General features: G+C 61.0%; 13 protein-coding genes, 1 tRNA gene and 3 pseudogenes. 12 read left to right on the forward strand and 5 right to left on the reverse strand.

Features of this window, described 5'->3' with window-relative positions; translation table 11 throughout:
• Window positions 1–35 precede the first annotated feature (35 nt).
• Window positions 36–416: a heat shock protein HspQ gene (gene hspQ / locus H0274_RS14095; protein ID WP_226796124.1), complete on the reverse strand. Its 381-nt coding sequence runs from the start codon at window positions 414–416 to the stop codon at window positions 36–38.
• Window positions 417–596: 180 nt separating this feature from the next.
• Here hspQ and H0274_RS14100 point away from each other — a divergent pair.
• The 4 genes from H0274_RS14100 (at window position 597) to H0274_RS14115 (ending at window position 3,618) form a co-directional block, all read left to right on the forward strand.
• Window positions 597–686, forward strand: a tRNA-Ser gene (locus tag H0274_RS14100).
• Between the two features lie 414 nt (window positions 687–1,100).
• On the forward strand, window positions 1,101–2,126 hold the full coding sequence (locus H0274_RS14105) for a LysR substrate-binding domain-containing protein (protein WP_461395897.1): 1,026 nt from the start codon (window positions 1,101–1,103) through the stop codon (window positions 2,124–2,126).
• Window positions 2,123–3,316, forward strand: a complete 1,194-nt coding sequence (sorA, locus tag H0274_RS14110) for a SorA family sulfite dehydrogenase catalytic subunit (RefSeq protein ID WP_226796126.1) — start codon at window positions 2,123–2,125, stop codon at window positions 3,314–3,316. The genes H0274_RS14105 and sorA overlap by 4 nt, the downstream gene beginning before the upstream one ends.
• A complete protein-coding gene (locus H0274_RS14115) occupies window positions 3,313–3,618 on the forward strand; it encodes a cytochrome C (protein ID WP_226796127.1) in 306 nt (101 codons plus the stop codon). The genes sorA and H0274_RS14115 overlap by 4 nt, the downstream gene beginning before the upstream one ends.
• 112 nt (window positions 3,619–3,730) lie before the next feature.
• Here H0274_RS14115 and H0274_RS14120 read toward each other — a convergent pair whose 3' ends face one another.
• Entirely contained in the window at window positions 3,731–6,244 is a 2,514-nt protein-coding gene (locus tag H0274_RS14120; RefSeq protein ID WP_226796128.1) for a TonB-dependent receptor, read from the reverse strand.
• A gap of 463 nt (window positions 6,245–6,707) precedes the next feature.
• Here H0274_RS14120 and H0274_RS14125 point away from each other — a divergent pair, with 463 nt between their 5' ends.
• Genes H0274_RS14125 through H0274_RS14135 form a run of 3 tightly spaced genes read left to right on the forward strand, consistent with a single transcriptional unit; the run spans window position 6,708 to window position 8,867 of the window.
• Window positions 6,708–7,118, forward strand: coding sequence for a DUF6152 family protein (locus H0274_RS14125; protein ID WP_226796129.1), 411 nt, complete (start codon window positions 6,708–6,710; stop codon window positions 7,116–7,118).
• A gap of 1 nt (window position 7,119) precedes the next feature.
• Window positions 7,120–7,890 carry a hypothetical protein gene (locus H0274_RS14130; RefSeq protein WP_226796130.1) on the forward strand — a complete coding sequence of 257 codons (771 nt, stop codon included), beginning with the start codon at window positions 7,120–7,122 and terminating at the stop codon, window positions 7,888–7,890.
• Window positions 7,887–8,867, forward strand: a complete 981-nt coding sequence (locus H0274_RS14135; protein WP_226796131.1) for a hypothetical protein — start codon at window positions 7,887–7,889, stop codon at window positions 8,865–8,867. The genes H0274_RS14130 and H0274_RS14135 overlap by 4 nt, the downstream gene beginning before the upstream one ends.
• Before the next feature lie 139 nt (window positions 8,868–9,006).
• Here H0274_RS14135 and H0274_RS14140 read toward each other — a convergent pair.
• Window positions 9,007–9,117 (reverse strand): annotated as a pseudogene (locus H0274_RS14140) (TauD/TfdA family dioxygenase); the annotation flags it as partial.
• Between the two features lie 391 nt (window positions 9,118–9,508).
• Between H0274_RS14140 and H0274_RS14145 the strand changes: the two are divergent.
• Genes H0274_RS14145 through H0274_RS14155 form a run of 3 tightly spaced genes read left to right on the forward strand, consistent with a single transcriptional unit; the run spans window position 9,509 to window position 11,777 of the window.
• Window positions 9,509–10,153: an RBBP9/YdeN family alpha/beta hydrolase gene (locus tag H0274_RS14145; RefSeq protein ID WP_226796132.1), complete on the forward strand. Its 645-nt coding sequence runs from the start codon at window positions 9,509–9,511 to the stop codon at window positions 10,151–10,153.
• Window positions 10,150–11,073, forward strand: a complete 924-nt coding sequence (gene cysK, locus H0274_RS14150) for a cysteine synthase A (RefSeq protein ID WP_226796133.1) — start codon at window positions 10,150–10,152, stop codon at window positions 11,071–11,073. The genes H0274_RS14145 and cysK overlap by 4 nt, the downstream gene beginning before the upstream one ends.
• Complete coding sequence (locus H0274_RS14155; RefSeq protein ID WP_226796134.1) at window positions 11,073–11,777, forward strand: glutamine amidotransferase; 705 nt, start codon at window positions 11,073–11,075, stop codon at window positions 11,775–11,777. The genes cysK and H0274_RS14155 overlap by 1 nt, the downstream gene beginning before the upstream one ends.
• 8 nt (window positions 11,778–11,785) lie before the next feature.
• Here the strand turns inward: H0274_RS14155 and H0274_RS14160 are convergent, their stop codons facing one another.
• The gene (locus H0274_RS14160) at window positions 11,786–12,226 is read right to left on the reverse strand and encodes an RrF2 family transcriptional regulator (protein WP_226796135.1); all 441 of its coding nucleotides are present in this window, start codon (window positions 12,224–12,226) and stop codon (window positions 11,786–11,788) included.
• A 131-nt stretch (window positions 12,227–12,357) separates the two neighbouring features.
• Here H0274_RS14160 and H0274_RS15715 point away from each other — a divergent pair.
• A pseudogene (locus H0274_RS15715) lies at window positions 12,358–12,522 on the forward strand (IS6 family transposase); the annotation flags it as partial.
• A gap of 192 nt (window positions 12,523–12,714) precedes the next feature.
• On the opposite strand, the gene H0274_RS15670 reads toward H0274_RS15715, so the two are convergent.
• Window positions 12,715–15,948 (reverse strand): autotransporter outer membrane beta-barrel domain-containing protein, encoded by a 3,234-nt coding sequence (locus H0274_RS15670; RefSeq protein WP_226796136.1) that lies wholly within the window; start codon window positions 15,946–15,948, stop codon window positions 12,715–12,717.
• Window positions 15,949–16,271: 323 nt separating this feature from the next.
• Here H0274_RS15670 and H0274_RS14175 point away from each other — a divergent pair.
• A pseudogene (locus H0274_RS14175) lies at window positions 16,272–16,532 on the forward strand (IS5/IS1182 family transposase); the annotation flags it as partial.
• Window positions 16,533–16,715: the final 183 nt, after the last annotated feature.

The following is a 16,715-nucleotide window of genomic DNA, read 5'->3' on the forward strand; positions in this document are numbered from 1 at the left end:
TGGCTTTGCGGTAACCGGTCAGAAGCCGGGCAGCCTCAGTGCGTCAGGCTACGGCGCAGGCGATACCGTCCGTCGGCAAAATCCTCGAACAGCTGGGCAACGCTGGGATGATCCACCGGGCCGCCCTCGCTATCCGCCATCAGGTTCTGCTGGCTGACATAGGCGACGTAGGACGAATCCTCGTTTTCCGCGAGCAGGTGATAGAAGGGCTGGTCCCGCTGAGGACGGACATCCTTGGGAATCGCTTCGTACCATTCCTCGCTGTTGGCGAAGACCGGGTCGATATCGAAGACCACGCCGCGAAAATCGAACTGCTTGTGTTTCACCACATCGCCGATCGCGAAGCGGGCTTCGGCGTGAAGGGGGGCATCGATTCGGCGACCGGCCTGGGGAGAATAGAATTGGGCTCGATCCATAAGGGCGAATATAGTCTGCCGCCTGCCCGAAACAAGCTGCCCTGAGAGGCGCTGCTGCTTATTTGTAACGGTTTCGGTGGACGAAGGCGAGCTTTGGGGCTTGGCAAGCGGCAAGGCTTGGGCTAACCGCCCGCATCCCGGCCCCGGGCGCGCATCCGCCGCACCCGAAACACCCGATACGGAGAGGTGGCAGAGAGGTCGAATGCGCCGCACTCGAAATGCGGTGTACGGGCAACCGTACCGTGGGTTCGAATCCCACCCTCTCCGCCATCCATGGGAAAACCCTAGGTTTCCCGCCAAGTCGCTGACTTCCCGTTGATATTTTCGCCCCAACTGGTACGGAAGGGCGGTACGGAATGGGTTTGGCAATGGTCGGCTTGAAGCGGACTAAAACTGGCCGTTGGTACGGTCGAAAAGAAATCCCTGCAGACGTTCGAGAAGGTGCTGTCAAAGCAAACGCACCTGATTGAAAAGCAGGCTGTTTCGGGTAGGGGCCGGCTCACGCCAAGAGCCCGCAAGCCGACCACTCCGTTCCGATATTTCCACTCGTCGCCCGGGATCATCCGCATGGTGGTGATGCTGTACGTGCGGTATCCATTGTCGTTGCGGAATGTCGAGGCTATGAGCACGAAAGGTTACCCGACGCCGGATGCCGCCTTCTTTCGCTTCTCCATGGTTCCGGCAATGAATTTTCAGCAACTCAGGTACGTAGGCTCGGCCATACGCAACGACTTCAACCTCACGAAGGTTGCGAGCGAACTCTTCACATCCCAGCCGGGTGTGAGCAAGCAGATCAAGGAGCTCGAAGCCGAGCTCAAAATCGAGATCTTTGTCAGGCGAGGCAAGCGTCTCGTTGGCCTTACGGAGGCCGGGCACAGTGTCGTCGAGATTATCGAAAGGTTGCTCGTAGAGGCTGATAATTTGAAACGCTTGTCGGACGACTTCGTCGATACCGACAAGGGTCGGCTCATCATCGCGACGACCCACAACCAGGCCAACTACGTCCTTCCGCGTGTGCTCCTCGATTTCCGGCGCGAGTTTCCGAAAGTCGAGGTCGAGCTGCGCCAAGGCAGCCCGGGTTCGGTGGTGGAAATGGTCCTGCATGGCAAGGCCGACATCGGCGTTGCGACCGAAGCGATGGAGGGGCGGCCGGCGCTGCGGACGTTCTCCTGCTTCACCTGGGAGCACGTTGCCATCGTTCCGCCCGATCATCCGCTGGCGGCTGTCGAAACCGTGACCCTGCAGGATCTCGCGGCATATCCGGTCATCACCTACACTTCCGAATACAGCGGACGGTCGAGGATCGACGCGGCGTTCGAGCGCGCCGGCGTGCGTCCGGACATCCGGCTCGCGGCGGTCGATGCGGGCGTCATCAAGACTTACGTGAAACTGGGAATGGGTGTCGGCATCGTCGCGCAAATGGCGGTCGAGAACGGTTCGTCTGACGGGCTGGCGATTGTTCGCGGTTCCAGCAAGCTGTTCGATGCATCCAGCACCAAGGTTGCGATCGCGAAGAGCACTCTGGTGCGGAGCTATATCGCCCGCTTCATCCGTATGCTGGCTCCTCATGTCGAGGAGCGGCAACTGAAACGGCAGGGAGAGATCAGCATTGATCCGGCCAAGTTGCATAGCTTTGCGGAGCGCGAGGACCTGCACATCGGCCGTGGCACTTCCGTTCCCTGCGAACTTGCCCAAGGAGCGTCTGAATGACTTTGATACAACGCAGGAGCTTCCTTGCCGGTGCGGCTGCGTCTCTCGCGCCGCTGCCCGCTGCCGCGCAGGGCACTATCGAACTCCCGTTCGCGAACGGCACCCGGCCGCTGGTGCAACTGCCGGGCAAGCGGCCGATGATCGGGCTGACCGCGCGCCCGCCGCAACTCGAGACGCCGTTCGAGGTGTTCGACGAAGGCGTGCTGACGCCGAACGATGCGTTCTTCGTGCGCTACCATCTGTCGCAGTTGCCGACTTCGATCGATCCTGCTTCCTACCGCCTCTCGGTGCAGGGGCATGTCGAACGCATGCTGTCGCTTTCGCTGGAGGAGCTGAAGCGCGATTTCCCGGTGCAGGAGATCGTCGCGGTGAACCAGTGTTCCGGCAACAGCCGGGGCTTCTTCGAGCCTCGCGTTGGCGGCGGGCAACTCGGCCACGGAGCGATGGGCAATGCCCGCTGGACAGGCGTGCCGCTGAGGGCCGTGCTTGATCGTGCGGGCCTGCGCGCCGGGGCGGTGCAGGTCGCTTTCAAGGGCCTCGATAAGGCCCCGCTGAAGGCGATCCCGGACTACGAGAAGGCGCTCGATATCGATAATGCGCGGGACGGGGAGGTCATGCTCGCGTTTGCGATGAACGGGGAGGACTTGCCCTTCCTCAACGGCTATCCGCTGCGGCTGATCGTGCCGGGCTATTATGGCACTTACTGGATCAAGCACCTGAGCGAGATCACCGTGCTGGACGCGGCGTTCGAGGGCTACTGGGTGAAGTCCGCCTACCGCATCCCGGACAACGAATGCGCCTGCGTGGCACCGGGCGGCAAGCCCGACAGCACGCGGTCAATCGGGCGGTTCAACATCCGCTCCTTCATCACCAGCCATGCCGATGGCGCGAAAGTGAAGGCCGGGCCAATCGAGCTGCGCGGCATAGCTTTCAATGGCGGCGAGGGTATCGCACGGGTGCAGGTTTCGCCTGACGGCGGGGCAAGCTGGCAGGAGGCGCGGCTCGGCGAAGACCTGGGACGGTACTCGTTCCGGCAGTGGTCGCTCGCCCTGCCGCTCGCGGTGGGCAGGCATGCGGTCAAAGTCCGTGCCTATTCGCCCGATGGCACGACCCAGCCGCTCGAACCGTTGTGGCAGCCCGCGGGCTACATGCGGAACGTCGTCGAAACCGTGACACTGGAGGCGGCATGATGCGCACAGTCACCTACATCATGGCAGGCGCGGCGGCGATGCTCGGCGCCGTTGCATTCGCACAGCCGATCGATCTGCCTGTCGGCGATGTGCCGGTGGAGCTGTCCGATGCCGAAAGCGAGGTGGTGGTGAACACCTGTTCCGCATGTCACTCGCTGGACTACATAACCACGCAGCCGCGCGGGAAGGGCGCGCAGTTCTGGCGGGATTCCGTGAACAAGATGATCACAGTCTACAGCGCCCCCATCTCACCCGAAGATGCGGACGCGATTTCTGCCGTACTGGCGAAGAAGTTCGGATGACTCAAAAAAAGGCGGGACTTCATCAGAAGCCCCGCCCAGTTGCGATCCATCAGGGTGGAGAGAGTGGATCGAGTTTCTCGCCCTTTCCCCCAGGGCGCATCCCGTGTGACGATCAGAAGTCGAGGCTTACCCCGCCGTAGACGAAGCGGCCCGACGCGCCGTTCGGGTGGATGAAGCCATAGGCGTTCACGCCGTTCGAACGGTTCCCCTGGACGTACTTGTCCGGATACTTGTTGAAGACGTTCTGGGCGCCCGCGGTGAGGCGGAGGTTGCCCAGAAGCTGATAGGACAGCGCGAGATCGACATAGGTCTCCGGCGAGAAGCGCTGGTCCCGGTTGCCGTTGCCGCCAGGGGAAAGGCCCGCGGCGCTCGCATTGTACCAGTAGGCGCCGTAGTGCTTCACCGACAGGTTCGCGCTGAACGCATCGTAGTCATAGTTCAGGTCGAAGATGAACTTGTGACCCGGCGTGCCGCGCTGGGCGTCCCGCACGCGATACGGGTCGATCACGGTGAATGTGCTGCCGTTGACTTCCAGCTTGTTCCGCACGTTCGAAAGTTCGACGTCGTTGAAGCTGGCCGCGAGCGACAGCGAGACGCGGCCTCCGGCGATATCGTCGAACCGCTTCTTCGCAACGATGTCGATGCCCTTGGTCGTTGAGTCCCAGCCGTTGAAATAATACGAGGCCTGCGTGAACCCGGGCAGGCCGTTCACCGTGAACAGCTGCGAGATGGCCGAACCGCGCAAGGCATCGGTGATGACCACCGCGTCTTCGACCTTCAGCTTGTAGAGATCGACTGTGAGCGACGAGGAGCTGTCCGGCTGCAGGACGATGCCCGCCGTCAGCGTACGCGACTTTTCCGGGTCGAGCGGCTTGGCGCCGAACGGTGCGCCGAGCGGGTCGTTGGGGCGGAACAGACGCGTTTGTCCCGGGCTCGCCAGCGCGAGGCCGGTGTTGCTCCAGGTTGAAGTGTAGCCCGTGACCTGCGTGCCGAGCATTGCAAGGCTCGGCGCGTGGAAGCCGGTGCCGAACGTGCCGCGCACGGCCAGCCAGTCAGTCAGGTCATAGCGAGCGGTCGCTTCACCGTTCCAGGTGCTGCCGAAGTCAGAATAGTGCTCGTAGCGGCCTGTGATGCCCAGGGTGAGGCCCCGCACGAGGTCGGCTTCAAGGCCGGCGTAGGCACCCTTTACGTTACGCTTGAACGAGCCTTCGTCTTCCGGCCGGATCGGGCTGTCGACCGACGCGGCAACGACCGGAATGGAGTTTTTGGGGTTGGCGAGGCCGCCGTTGGTGTAAGCGTCGACATCCGCAAGGTCGCCGGTGCCCCAGTATTCATGACGATAGAGCGCACCCGCGCTCAGCACGACGGGGCTGTGCAGGCCGATCTCGAAATCTCGCACATAGTCGGCCTGCAACGTCAGCTGGCGGGACTTGGTTGAACCCCAGTAGAAGTCGGTCTTGCTGTCTGCGCCCCAGCTCGGGTTCACCGTGCCGAGCGTCCACTTGCCAGCTTCGTTTTGGCCGTAGCTCGCAGACAGGTCGAACTTGCCGCCTTCCGACTGGTCACCGAACGAAATGCCACCGACGGCAGCAAAGTCCTTAGCGTTGCTTTTGGAGCGGGGCGTGTACCCGTCAGGATAGAGGTCCAGCACTGCGCGGGTGCTCGGCGCAATCGTGAGCGTTTCGAGGGTGATCGGGTTGATCGTCGTCGAAACCACGCGCTCCGGATTCACGTAGGAACCGGATTTGCGATACGAGTAGTTGACGTAGCCGTAGAGGCGGACGTCATCGCCGATGGGCTGCTCGATCTTGGCGAGCGCTTTCGCGCTTTCGCTCCAGCCGCTGCCCCACTGCGCCCACTTCTTGTCGAACGTGTCGTTGCGCGGATCTCCCGGCAGGAACAGCGGGCGCCAATCCGGCTCGGACCGGTCGGTAATGGCAATCTTGGTGTAGTTGGCGCTAATGGTCAGCGAGCCTCCTTCGCCCAGCCCGAAGCCGTGCCACCCGTCGATGATGCGGGTGAAACCACCCCCGTCGGTATGGCCGCCGAGCGTGCCGCTCACCCCGCCGCCGTCGGCCTCGTCACGCAGGACGACGTTCACTACGCCAGCAATCGCGTCCGAGCCGTAACGTGATGCTGCGCCGTCATGGAGCAGTTCCACGCGCTGGATTGCCGAGAGCGGGATCGTGTTGATGTCCACGCTGGTGGATGCCGGGAAGGGCAGGGTGGTGGTGATCTGCGAGGACGCGTTGCGGCGCTTCCCGTCGACCAGGATGAGCGTGTAGGCCGGGCTGATCCCCTTGAGTGAGGCCGAACGGGTGTTCTGCCCGTTCCAGGAATTCTGGCCCTGGGGGAAGTTAAACGAAGGACTCAGCTTTTCGAGCGCCTGGTTGAGCGTGCGGGCACCGGTCTTCTCCAGCGTATCGGCATTGAAGATGTCGACGGGCGCAGTGCTCTGCAGTGCCGTCACGTCCTGCCGGCTGGTGCCGAGGACGATGATTTCGTGCGAAGATGCCTCTGCGGTGGCGTCCGTCGCCTCTGCATACGCGGCCGAGGAAACCAGACCCATCGCGATCGCGGTTCCTACCTGTCCGAGCAGACGTACGCGCAATCTGTTGTTTTTCATTGTTCTCGAACCTTTGATGATTTCAGAGAGACGATCCGCGCCAATGTGCGGCACGCAACGGCGCACTCGCGCCCGCACTCTCGTGTCGGGCGTCGAACCGGTCTGCTGCCAAGCATTTCCGTGTGGGGTTAGCTTGATCGTCGAACTGCGATCAGGATGACCGCTGGGGAGGCCACATATGCAGCGCGCAACAGGCGATCCAACAACGATCCGTCATATCGTTCGAACCGTTTGGAATATGCGGATGACCTGTGGAATGGCTGCATAAGCATATAAATTTATGTTGGTTTGGCTTCGGCCCCGGCTCGATATTCTGGGCTTCCATTTGGCGGCCACGGTCCTTTTCGTCCCAGCCGCTTTCCAGATTTCTGCGCCGATCGTGCTGCCCTGATTGGGCGCAGCGAAAGGCGAAACCGACCCGGCACAGCGCCCCCGCTGGCCGCCCGTCGATGAAAGGAAGGTCATGAAATCCGCGTTCGTGTTCGCCGGCGCCGTCGCCCTCGTTGCGGCGGGCGCCTTGTCCGCCCCTGCCGTGGCGCACCATTCGTTTGCCGCAGAGTTTGATGCCAAGAAACCCGTCGTGGTCGATGGCGTCATAACCAAGGTCCAGCTCGTCAACCCGCACAGCTGGATCTACGTCGATGTGAAGGATGCCAGCGGCAAGGTCACGAACTGGGGCTTCGAGTTCGGTTCCCCCATCGGGCTGCGTTCGGCTGGGATCACCCGCGCCGATGTGAAGCCGGGCACGAAAGTCCGCATCGCAGGCTATCGCGCGAAGAATGGCGGGCCGTTCGGCTACACCTCGGTCATTCGCCTGCCCGACCAGCGGACCGTCACTGTCGGTGCCGCGGTTCCGCCGCCGAAGATCGACTGACATGAGCGGCAACCTGTTGAAGGCATCGCGCCACCTTGCGGTGGCGCTGGCCGCATTCGTGCTCAGTGCCCAGGCCCATGCGCAGGACATTCCGCGCCTGCCCAGCGGCAAGCCGGACTTTTCCGGCGTGTGGCAGACGCTGAGCGAAGCGGACTATGATCTTGAGCCCCACGTCGGACGGCGCGATGCCCCGCCGGGGCAGGGCGTCGTCGCCGAAGGCAAGATCCCGTATCTGCCCGAAGCGCTCGAACTGCGGCAGGACAACTACGAGAACCGCATGCAGGACGATCCGCGTCTCAAGTGCTGGTCGCTCGGCGTGCCGCGGAGCGTCTATCACCCGACGCCGTTCCAGGTCTTCCAGCGCGATTCCGACCTGACGCTGATCCATCGGTTAGGGCACCAGACGCGCACGATCCACACCAATGGATCGCTCCACCCCGAAGACGGCGAGGAGCTGTGGATGGGCGATTCTCGCGGAAAGTGGGAGGGCGATACGCTGGTTGTCGACGTCGACGATTTCAACGCGGAGACTTGGCTTGACCGGGCCGGCAACTTCCACAGCGAGGACCTGCACGTCGTCGAACGGTGGAGCTTCGTGGACAAGGATACGATCGCGTATTCCGCGACGCTGGAAGACCCGCAGGTGTTCAGCGCTTCGTGGACGATCAATGTCCTGCTCCATCGGCGTCGTGACCCGGGCTTCGTGCTGATCGAAGACTACTGCCAGACGCTCGAATACGATCAATTCTACCCGCACAAGGGTGACAAATGACCCGCACTGCATTGGCAACTCTGCTGCTCGCCAGCAGCACCATCGCCGCGCCTGCCATTGCGCAGGAGCCTACCCCGTCAGCGAACGCCGCGAAGAGTGAGCGGCTCCCGCGCGTGATCAAGGAGCGCCTCTCCATTCCCGAAGGTGAGTGGACAGGCCCCCGCCTTGCGGACGGCCAGCCGGACGTCTCCGGCTTCTGGTCGAACATGATCGCCAACCACAACAACTTCACCGACCCGCAAGCCGGCGCTCCCGGCGAGCCGACGGAGGCCGCCAACTTGCCGCGCGATCAGCGTGCGCCCAGTCGCGTGTCGGACCCGGAAGACGGGCAGGTGCCCTACCTGCCGGAAGCTCGTGTTCTCCAGCAGGACTTCGCTGAGAACTTCGCAAATCCCACGAAGTCCCGGTACATTGAACCGATGGCACGCTGCGCCCCGGCCGGAGTGCCCAAGTCGCTCTACTGGCACGGGTACGAGATCCGTCAGTATCCCGGATACGTGGTGTTCTTGTTCGATACGGGCACGCGGATCATCCGTCTCGGCGATGCGAAGCACATCCACCCGGATATCAAGCTGTGGAACGGCGATTCCATCGGCCACTGGGAGGGCAACACACTGGTTGTCGACGTCACCAACAACAACGGCAAGGCGCTTTTCGGACGCACCGGCGATTTCATGAGCGAGAACGCCACCGTAGCCGAGCGCTACGTGTTCGCGCAGGACGGCGCGTCCTTCAATTATGTCGCGACGTTCACGGACCCGACCGTCTACTCGCGCCCGTGGACGGCCACCGTGCCGACTCGCCGCTACACCGCAGAAGACGAACCGGACGGCTGGCACTACGATGTTACGCCGGTCAACAATCCGGGGCAACCGCGCGACTATGAAATGCCCGAACGCATCTGCGTCGAGAATAACGGGCCGTTTGGCGGCGGTGCGATCGGCGTCGTGGTCCACGAACCGCTGATCCAACGCTGACAGGTGCTTCCAAACCAGCTGCACCTGTTGCTGAAGAGCGGGTGAGGGAGGGGCGATTGAAGCCTCGCCCACACCGGCTCGATAACCTGTTCCGATACTTCCAATTCCTCACCCGAGGTAATCCGCCTCGTTGTGATTGACGTATGTCCGCTTCCCGCTTCAACCCTGCGGGCAGGTCATCACGGGCGGCATACATCGATGCGAAGACCGTGTTTCCGCCGCTGGGTGGGACTTCGCACCCCAACAGAATGGACCGCGGGCGGGGGTTTGGTCAGAAGTTCGCTCAGGAACGCTGCCCCGTCGATCGTCAGACTTACAAAACCCGCCGCTCCACCGCTTTGGCTGAGGTGAAGCCCCGCACTCAGTAGGGGGAAGGACCGCACTGGCTCGGCCGCCGGACGGGGATCGCGCCGAGCGTCAGGAAATCGGCCAAACCGCGAGATCGCCAATCCCGACCTGCCACTAAGCCATAATTCAGCTCGATAGACGGCATTTCATCACCCCTCACATCCCCCATTAAGCCGCAAAAATTCAAACTCTACAAATTTGGTCGACAAATTGGAACGGTTTGCCTATTCGATAATTCCCTATCTTATAAGTCGGGATAAGGCAGGGCTTGGACGGGCCTAGGGAGTAGCGAGATGACGAATGGTCTTCGGGAAAATCGGGACCAGCCGCAAGTGCTGATCGTTCCCGGCCTCGGTGGTAGTGGGCCACACCACTGGCAGACGATTTGGGAAAACCAGAATCCCGATTGCAGTCGGGTAGATCTGGGAATGTGGGACAATCCCCAGCCAGCCATCTGGGCGGACAGGTTGGGTGCCGCAATCAGTACGGCAACCCGACCGGTGGTTCTCGTGGCTCACAGCCTGGGATGCCATGCGGTCGCGTGGTGGAACGCCCTGGAGCGTCCGGCCGCGGATAAGGTGTTTGGCGCGCTGCTCGTCGCGCCGCCCGAAGTCGAAGAGGCGCCCATTGATTCCAGACTGTCGCCGTTCGCGCCGATCATTCGCAAGCGCCTGCCGTTTCCCTCAATTCTGGTCGCCAGCCGGAACGACCCCTGGGCATCCTATGGCCGGGCAAAACGCATGGCTCGCGCATGGGGAAGCCGCCTGATTGACGCAGGTCCGCTGGGGCACATCAACTCAGAAGCAGGCGTCAGAGACTGGCCTTATGGCCGCTTCCTCCTCCGCAGGTTAATCTCGGCGGGAACTCCTGACGCCACTCCGCTCCTCGCCGGTGGCGCTGTCGACACGCTTTTGCGCGCTGGGGGTGGGACGCGATGAAAGTACAATCCATCCTCGAGACCATCGGCCAAACACCACATATCCGTTTGGGGCGACTGTTTCCGGAAGCCGAAGTTTGGATCAAATCCGAACGCACCAATCCCAGTGGTTCCATCAAGGATCGCATTGCACTGGCGATGGTCGAAGCAGCAGAAGCGAGTGGCGGCCTCCGCCCAGGTGGCACGATTGTCGAGCCTACCAGCGGCAACACCGGCGTCGGTCTTGCCATGGTCGCCGCGGTCAAGGGCTACCGCCTGATCCTGGTGATGCCCGAGAGCATGTCGATCGAGCGTCGCCGTCTTATGCTTGCTTACGGTGCGCAGTTCGATCTGACCCCGCGGGAGAAGGGCATGCCCGGTGCAATTGCCCGTGCCCAGGAACTGGTTCGCGAAACACCCGGTGCCTGGATTCCGCAGCAATTTGCCAATCCGGCGAATGTTGCCATTCATGAAAGGACGACGGCGCTGGAAATCGTCTCCGCTTTCCAGGAACAGCCGCTTGATGCCCTCGTCACCGGAGTAGGCACGGGCGGACACCTGACAGGGGTTGCACGGGTGCTGAAGGCCCGCTGGCCGGCCTTGCGGGTATTCGCCGTGGAACCGGCGCTCTCGCCTGTGATCAGTGGCGGGGAAGCAGCCCCTCATCCGATCCAGGGCATTGGGGCAGGCTTCATCCCGCCAAACCTCGACACAGCATTGATCGATGAAGTCCTGCCCGTAGAGGCCGAAGATGCACGAGAGTGGGCGCGGCGCTCTGCCCGAAAGGAGGGCTTGCTTGTCGGGATATCCTCCGGAGCGACGCTGGCCGCAATCGATCAGGCAATCCTCAAGCTGCCCCGCGATGCGCGGATTTTGGGTTTCAACTATGACACGGGAGAGCGCTATCTCTCTGTTCCGGATTTCCTGCCAGAGGAGTACTGATGAGGCAGAAGCGAGCGCTGATCATACGCCACGTTCCTTATGAAGGAATTGCCGGCTACCGCGCCCCGATCGAGGGCGCAGGATATCAGGTAGACCGGATCGACGTTTCTGATCCGCATTTTTCTTCGCTGGACCTGTGCGAGCCGGACCTCCTCATCATGATGGGCGGTCCGATGGGCGTGTATGAGCAGGATCATTTCCCATGGATAACTTGCCAGTTGCGCAGGCTTGCCCAGCGGCTCGAAGCTGATCGCCCCACCTTGGGCGTCTGCTTCGGAGCGCAGATGATTGCTCAGGCGCTAGGAGGACATGTCTTCCCCGGCCCTCGCAAGGAAGTGGGCTTCCATGCCGTAACCGTACACGAGGACGTGTCCGCCAACCCGCTTTTGCCGATCGCGGACCAGCCGATCCTGCATTGGCACGGCGATACCTTTACTCTTCCCGAAAATGTGGAATTGCTCGCCTCGAGTCATGTCTACGAGAACCAGGCATTCCGGCGGGGGCCCAATATTCTGGCGCTACAGTTCCATGCAGAAATGGGCCTCGATCCGCGCTTCGACGCCTGGATCGAGGAATGGCCGGAGTCAGTTATCGAAGCTGGTGGTTGCGAAACTTCGTTGCGAGCAGCTCATGATTTACACGGCCCTTCCGCCGTTGCGGCTGGTCAAGCCGCAATCACTCGTTGGCTTGAAGGTTTCGAATAGGCCGTGGCTCAAAGCTGGTCTTCAATAAATTCCGGAACACCCTCGATCGGATCCGCTAGAGTGATGGAATCCAGAATTGCCGCCGTTTCATCCCTGACTTTCAACATAAGTGCCCGCAGTCGGCATTCACTTTCTGGTAGGCAGTGATCGCATTTTTCGTGCGCGTATCTGCTTGCGCAAGGGACCAACGCTAACGAACCGCGGGTGATACGCACGATATCCCCATAGCGAATATCGACCGGATGGAGCGCAAGTTGATAACCGCCATCGCGTCCTCGCTGAGAAAGTACGATCCCGGCACGAGCCATTTCGGACAAGATAACCGTCAAAAACTTGGCTGGGATATTTTGCGCTTCTGCGATCTCGCCCATTTGCGCCCGCCCCTCTGGATAGAGGTCTGCCAGATGTTGAAGAGCACGAATTGTGTAACGGGTTTTTTGCGAGAGCATGGGGCAGTCTTACGGGCGCAAACAGCGTTTTCAAGTATTTTACTTGAGATATAGAGCAGGCCGGAAGCGTTGCGAGGGTGCGGTCAGACGAAGTGCAGGCTTGGTAAGGGCAGGGGTAGGGCGCGATGTGGCGGCCGATCCCGCGCTTCCGGCGAATGAAGAACTTGCAGAAGTTCGCTTCAGTGCATGCAAACGTCCACAATCACTTCAGCCAGGAACGCCATCTCGTCGATCGCCGGACTCACAAGGCCCGCAGCTCGGCCGCCCTGGCTGAGTGGCAGATCCTCATTGGCTAGGCATACGCACCCAAGGGCAAGCTGTGCCTGCCAGAGACAGGTTGCAGCTAGACTGACAGCACCCACAAGCTTTTGCCTCATTCGGCAAGCCAGTTTTCCTGCTCCTGGACGTCAGCAAAAAGGGCCGGCACTTGCGTACCAGCCCTTTCAGGTGCCGTCTTTCCAGGGGAAAGCGGCGCTGTGTGCTTGCGCTTAGAAGGCCAGACGGAAGCTCAGCTTGGCCGCATGGTTTTCGTTGTTGGCGCCCAGAACGCCGTCATAGCCGAGGCCGATGCTGCTGAGGCTGCCAATCCTGGCGCGCGCTTCCACGCCAATAACGGCAGCATTGCGCGACTGGTCTGCCCCTGCAACGCTGAAGCTGTCTCCGCCTGCAAAGGCAAAGCGGCTCTCAGGCGTCAGAGTGCCAAAATTGTGCTGCCAGCCCACCATGCCGCCAACGGAAAACACGCCGTTGGCCGCTGTTTCAAGGCGCAGGCCAAGTGTGGACACCGTGGTTTTGGTGGTGGCCTTTTCTGCCGTCAGCGCCGCTTCTGCGCCCTCTTCAGCAAAGGCGTCACTGGTGGCCTGGACATGGGCGATTTGCGCAAAGGGTTCTACCGTGCCGCCAGCAAAGGCCATGGGCACACCGGCTTCGGCAAAGGCCTGCCACAGGGTGGTGTCGTAAGTGGCGTCCAGATGGTCCTCAAAGCCGGTAAAGGCGACATCGCGGTGGGTTTCTGCTTCGCCCCAGGCATAGCCCAAACCTGCCTTCAGTTTCAGCTTGCCAGCCTTTGCGCCGATATAGCCGAACGCGTGGCCGCTGGTGTGGGTTGCTTCGCCAGCGCGGGCGGTCTGGTCCAGATCGCTGTCGACGTAGGCACCGGCAACGCCCACCACCACGTCTTCACTAAGCGAGGCGTCCGCGCCCAAGAGGAAGCCCTTGGTGTTGCGCGTTACAGCGGCGGTATTGTCGGGGGTGCTGCGGTCGTTTGTGCCGGTGTTGTAGAAGATCTGGCCCCACAGGCTGCCCTTTTCTACCGCGTCCAGACGGCCCAGCACGGCATTGCGCGGCAGGCGGGAATCTTCGGCCATGGCGGTGCGGATGGCCGGGTGCAATTCTCCTGAAAGCTGGTCAAAGGCGCTTTGCGCTTCGGCTTCGGAGTTCAGATGCAGAACGGCATCAAACAGCGGGTTGGCCTGCTGTGCCACACGGGTGTCCATCTGCGGCGGGATGTCCAAGGACTGCAGGCCTTGCGCTGTTGCCGTCTGGTTGGGCGAAAGCGCTACGGCCGCAAAATCACGCAGTTGATCGTACACAATCTTCAAATTGGGGCCAAGGACAAGGATCGGGGCCGGTTCGTCGTCGCTCGCGGGCAGAGGCACCTTGTACAGCGCGTCCAATTCGCCTTCTTTTGCTTCGCGGAAGCCCAAAAAGATGCTGGTGAACTGCGGAGTAAAGCTGCCAGTCCAGCGCTTGGCCTGTGCGACGATAAAGCCGTCCCCGCGCTGCAATGTGCCGCCGTCCAGCACGTTCACATTCAGCTGCATATTGGTCTTATCGAACAGGCCGTTGACCTTCAGCGTATCCGACAACAGCCATTGCGGGCCGCCCACGGCATCATCGCGCATCACGTCAAGGCTAAGCACGCCGCCCTGCTTAAAGGACAAATCGCCATAAATCGTCGCGGTGCTGAGGGTCCCATTCATCAGGCTCAGATCGCCGCTGTTGATGATGGCGCCAGCCCGAAGACGGGGAGCGAAGTCGGAGTTCGAAGCGGTATTCAGATAGATCGTGCCGTAATTCTCCAGCACCGCATTGGCGCCAAGGTCGCTGAACGTACCGTTGAGAGACCATGAGCCGGTTTTCGTATTGATGAATCGGGCACTGTCCAGGGTCGGCAAATCCGGCCCTTCAGCGGAGGCAACCGTGATTTCCGATCCGGGTTTCAAATCCTCGACGAAGGCGGCGAAGGTTACGGAACCATCAATGTGGCCGCTGTTTTCGAGCGCAATCGTGCTGCCATATAAAGCAACGCCTCTGTTCGAATGGGACTCGATCAGCCCGGAATTGGTAAAGGTCACCGAGCCTGCAGCGTTGAGCAACACGCCGGTGGTCAACGGCATGGAATCGCCCATGTGAGTGGAGCCAACAGTCGAGGTGTTTACCGCCTCGATATCACCCGCCGCAGCATAGCCAAACATGGCCACGTCTTGGGCTGTAAGGTGCCCCGAGTTGGAGATCGAAAGCAGGCCCGCTTCGGTTCTGATGGCGGCGATGCCGTGGTTGCCACCGCTGATCTGCCCTGCATTGGTAATGCTAAAGGCACCGTTGCCGGCCTTGGTGGCGTAAATGGCGTTGCTGCCTGCGCGCAAAAGAGTATTTTCGGCCAACGAGATGATCAAATCACCATCGCGGTACATGGCCGTATCAATCCCGTTCACCTCGGCAAAAAGGGCGGCGCCTTCTGCCAGGGTAATGCGCATATTACCTTGGTTGAGCGAGCCTTCCGGCTGATAGCCAGGCATATAAGCGCCAATGCCGTTCATGCCGGTCTGAAGCAGGCCGCTGAGCGTAATGTTCATGTCGCCATCGGCAAATTGGAGGGCGTAAATCCCGCCGCAGGCACCAGCGTAGAAGTTCCCCCAGCTGGGTGAGCCGACCTGGATCGTCCCGCGCAGGTCCACATCCACATTGCCCGCGGCCTTGTTGCTGACATAGAGGCCGTAGTATTGGGAGCGTACGAGAGAGCCGGTGTCAAACACCACCGAAGTGTTGCCCGTGCCGGACTGGCCGCCTTGCGGTTCGCGCACAACAGATACGGCGGGGTTTTGCGAGGTAATCGAAGCGTCCTCGCCTACTGTCACGCTCACGTTTCCGCTGCCCTGGTGTTCAATCATGACAGCTTCATCCTCTGAGGACAGGCTGCCAAACAGCTCTGCTGTTATAGCGCCTGATCCACTGTGGATAGCGTGCACAGCCTCGGACCGGGTAGACGTTGAGGAACCGACTGCAGTGCTGATCGTAATGGCACCGCTTCCCGCATGATTTGCGTATAATCCAACTTCAGAGGCGCTGATCGTGCCGTTTTGCTGCAGGTTGATGAAGCCCGTGGTGTCTGCATCAGCAAGGCCCTGAATGGCCGCAATGGTCGCGTTGCTTATCAGGCCATAGTTGATCATCGAGATGCTGCCGCCGCCGCGCTGCTCGATACGATAACCGATGTCGTACGAAGTATATTCCTCGCCATCATCCAAAGAAACAGAAACGCTGTTGCCGTCTGTAAACAGAATATCACGACCGATAGTTGGCAGAGGTTCCGCCCAAGCGGCCGGGGCCAGTGCCAGGCCGCCCACAGCCAAAGCACCACCCAATGCTGCGCGCGATGCCCCTGAAAGCCATCCGCTTGTCTGCATTGCCATGCGCGCGCTAAAAAATTCTGTGCCCACCGAATATTCCCCAAGTGAAGTGATCTCGGCGGCACGCCTATTTTCGAATGATTAATGATGAATTAAGGGGCTGATCTGAAAATAATTTTATTGGTATCAGTGGGTTAGCTTGCTGATTGCCCAGTCGTGGATTCTGGGGGTTTTGCAGCAAACTTCTGGAGATCAACGATGTGGACCGACACACCTCGGTCGCTCAACGCCCGTGCACAAACGGCTTTGCCAAGCGATTTGACCGACGCCGAATGGCCCTTCTCGAATGCGGTTCTGGAGCCGCGGCTTCCACTGCCGTTCCCTGTGGGCCGCCCACGCAAGTGGCCGCTGCTGCGGGCGGCGGCTATGCTGGAGACAAGCTGAGGGGAGGCTGCGACGGATCGGCAAATGGACCGTCCAGATCGTTAAACAGTCCGACGCGGCCAAGGGCTTCGTCGTCCTCCCGCGCTGCTGAGTCGTTGAACGCACACTGGCTTGGCTCAACCGAAACCGCCGTCTCTCCAAGGACTTTGACAGCCCCCCGCTTCGGTAACCGGGTGTCTGTTCATCGTACAATCCAGCTCTTCGCGAGACATATCGCCAAACTAGGGTAGCTGGACACTATCTATCGAAGGTTTCGGCGACGGAGCGCATGATCGGCTATCTCAAGATAAACCGCGCCATCGCCACTCGATACGGCCGACTGGCCAATAGCCTCCTCGGGATGGTTCATCTTGGCTCGGCACTGTCTAATCGCTCTGACAATACCGTTCAAAAGGATGGCCGGGTGCCGAGCC

It is taken from the genome of Fulverythrobacter ferritrahens, assembly GCF_020539485.1.
In the GTDB taxonomy this organism is placed as follows: Bacteria; Pseudomonadota; Alphaproteobacteria; order Sphingomonadales; family Sphingomonadaceae; genus Andeanibacterium; species Andeanibacterium ferritrahens.

What these genes read in the sequence shown, in the direction of transcription:
- H0274_RS14135 (WP_226796131.1), top strand. Translation starts at nt 7,887, where the DNA reads ATGACCCGCACTGCATTGGCAACTCTGCTGCTCGCCAGCAGCACCATC.
- H0274_RS14155 (WP_226796134.1), top strand. Translation starts at nt 11,073, where the DNA reads ATGAGGCAGAAGCGAGCGCTGATCATACGCCACGTTCCTTATGAAGGA.
- hspQ (WP_226796124.1), bottom strand. Translation starts at nt 416, where the DNA reads ATGGATCGAGCCCAATTCTATTCTCCCCAGGCCGGTCGCCGAATCGAT.
- sorA (WP_226796126.1), top strand. Translation starts at nt 2,123, where the DNA reads ATGACTTTGATACAACGCAGGAGCTTCCTTGCCGGTGCGGCTGCGTCT.
- H0274_RS14145 (WP_226796132.1), top strand. Translation starts at nt 9,509, where the DNA reads ATGACGAATGGTCTTCGGGAAAATCGGGACCAGCCGCAAGTGCTGATC.
- H0274_RS14105 (WP_461395897.1), top strand. Translation starts at nt 1,101, where the DNA reads ATGAATTTTCAGCAACTCAGGTACGTAGGCTCGGCCATACGCAACGAC.
- H0274_RS14130 (WP_226796130.1), top strand. Translation starts at nt 7,120, where the DNA reads ATGAGCGGCAACCTGTTGAAGGCATCGCGCCACCTTGCGGTGGCGCTG.
- H0274_RS14160 (WP_226796135.1), bottom strand. Translation starts at nt 12,226, where the DNA reads ATGCTCTCGCAAAAAACCCGTTACACAATTCGTGCTCTTCAACATCTG.
- cysK (WP_226796133.1), top strand. Translation starts at nt 10,150, where the DNA reads ATGAAAGTACAATCCATCCTCGAGACCATCGGCCAAACACCACATATC.
- H0274_RS14125 (WP_226796129.1), top strand. Translation starts at nt 6,708, where the DNA reads ATGAAATCCGCGTTCGTGTTCGCCGGCGCCGTCGCCCTCGTTGCGGCG.
- H0274_RS14115 (WP_226796127.1), top strand. Translation starts at nt 3,313, where the DNA reads ATGATGCGCACAGTCACCTACATCATGGCAGGCGCGGCGGCGATGCTC.
- H0274_RS14120 (WP_226796128.1), bottom strand. Translation starts at nt 6,244, where the DNA reads ATGAAAAACAACAGATTGCGCGTACGTCTGCTCGGACAGGTAGGAACC.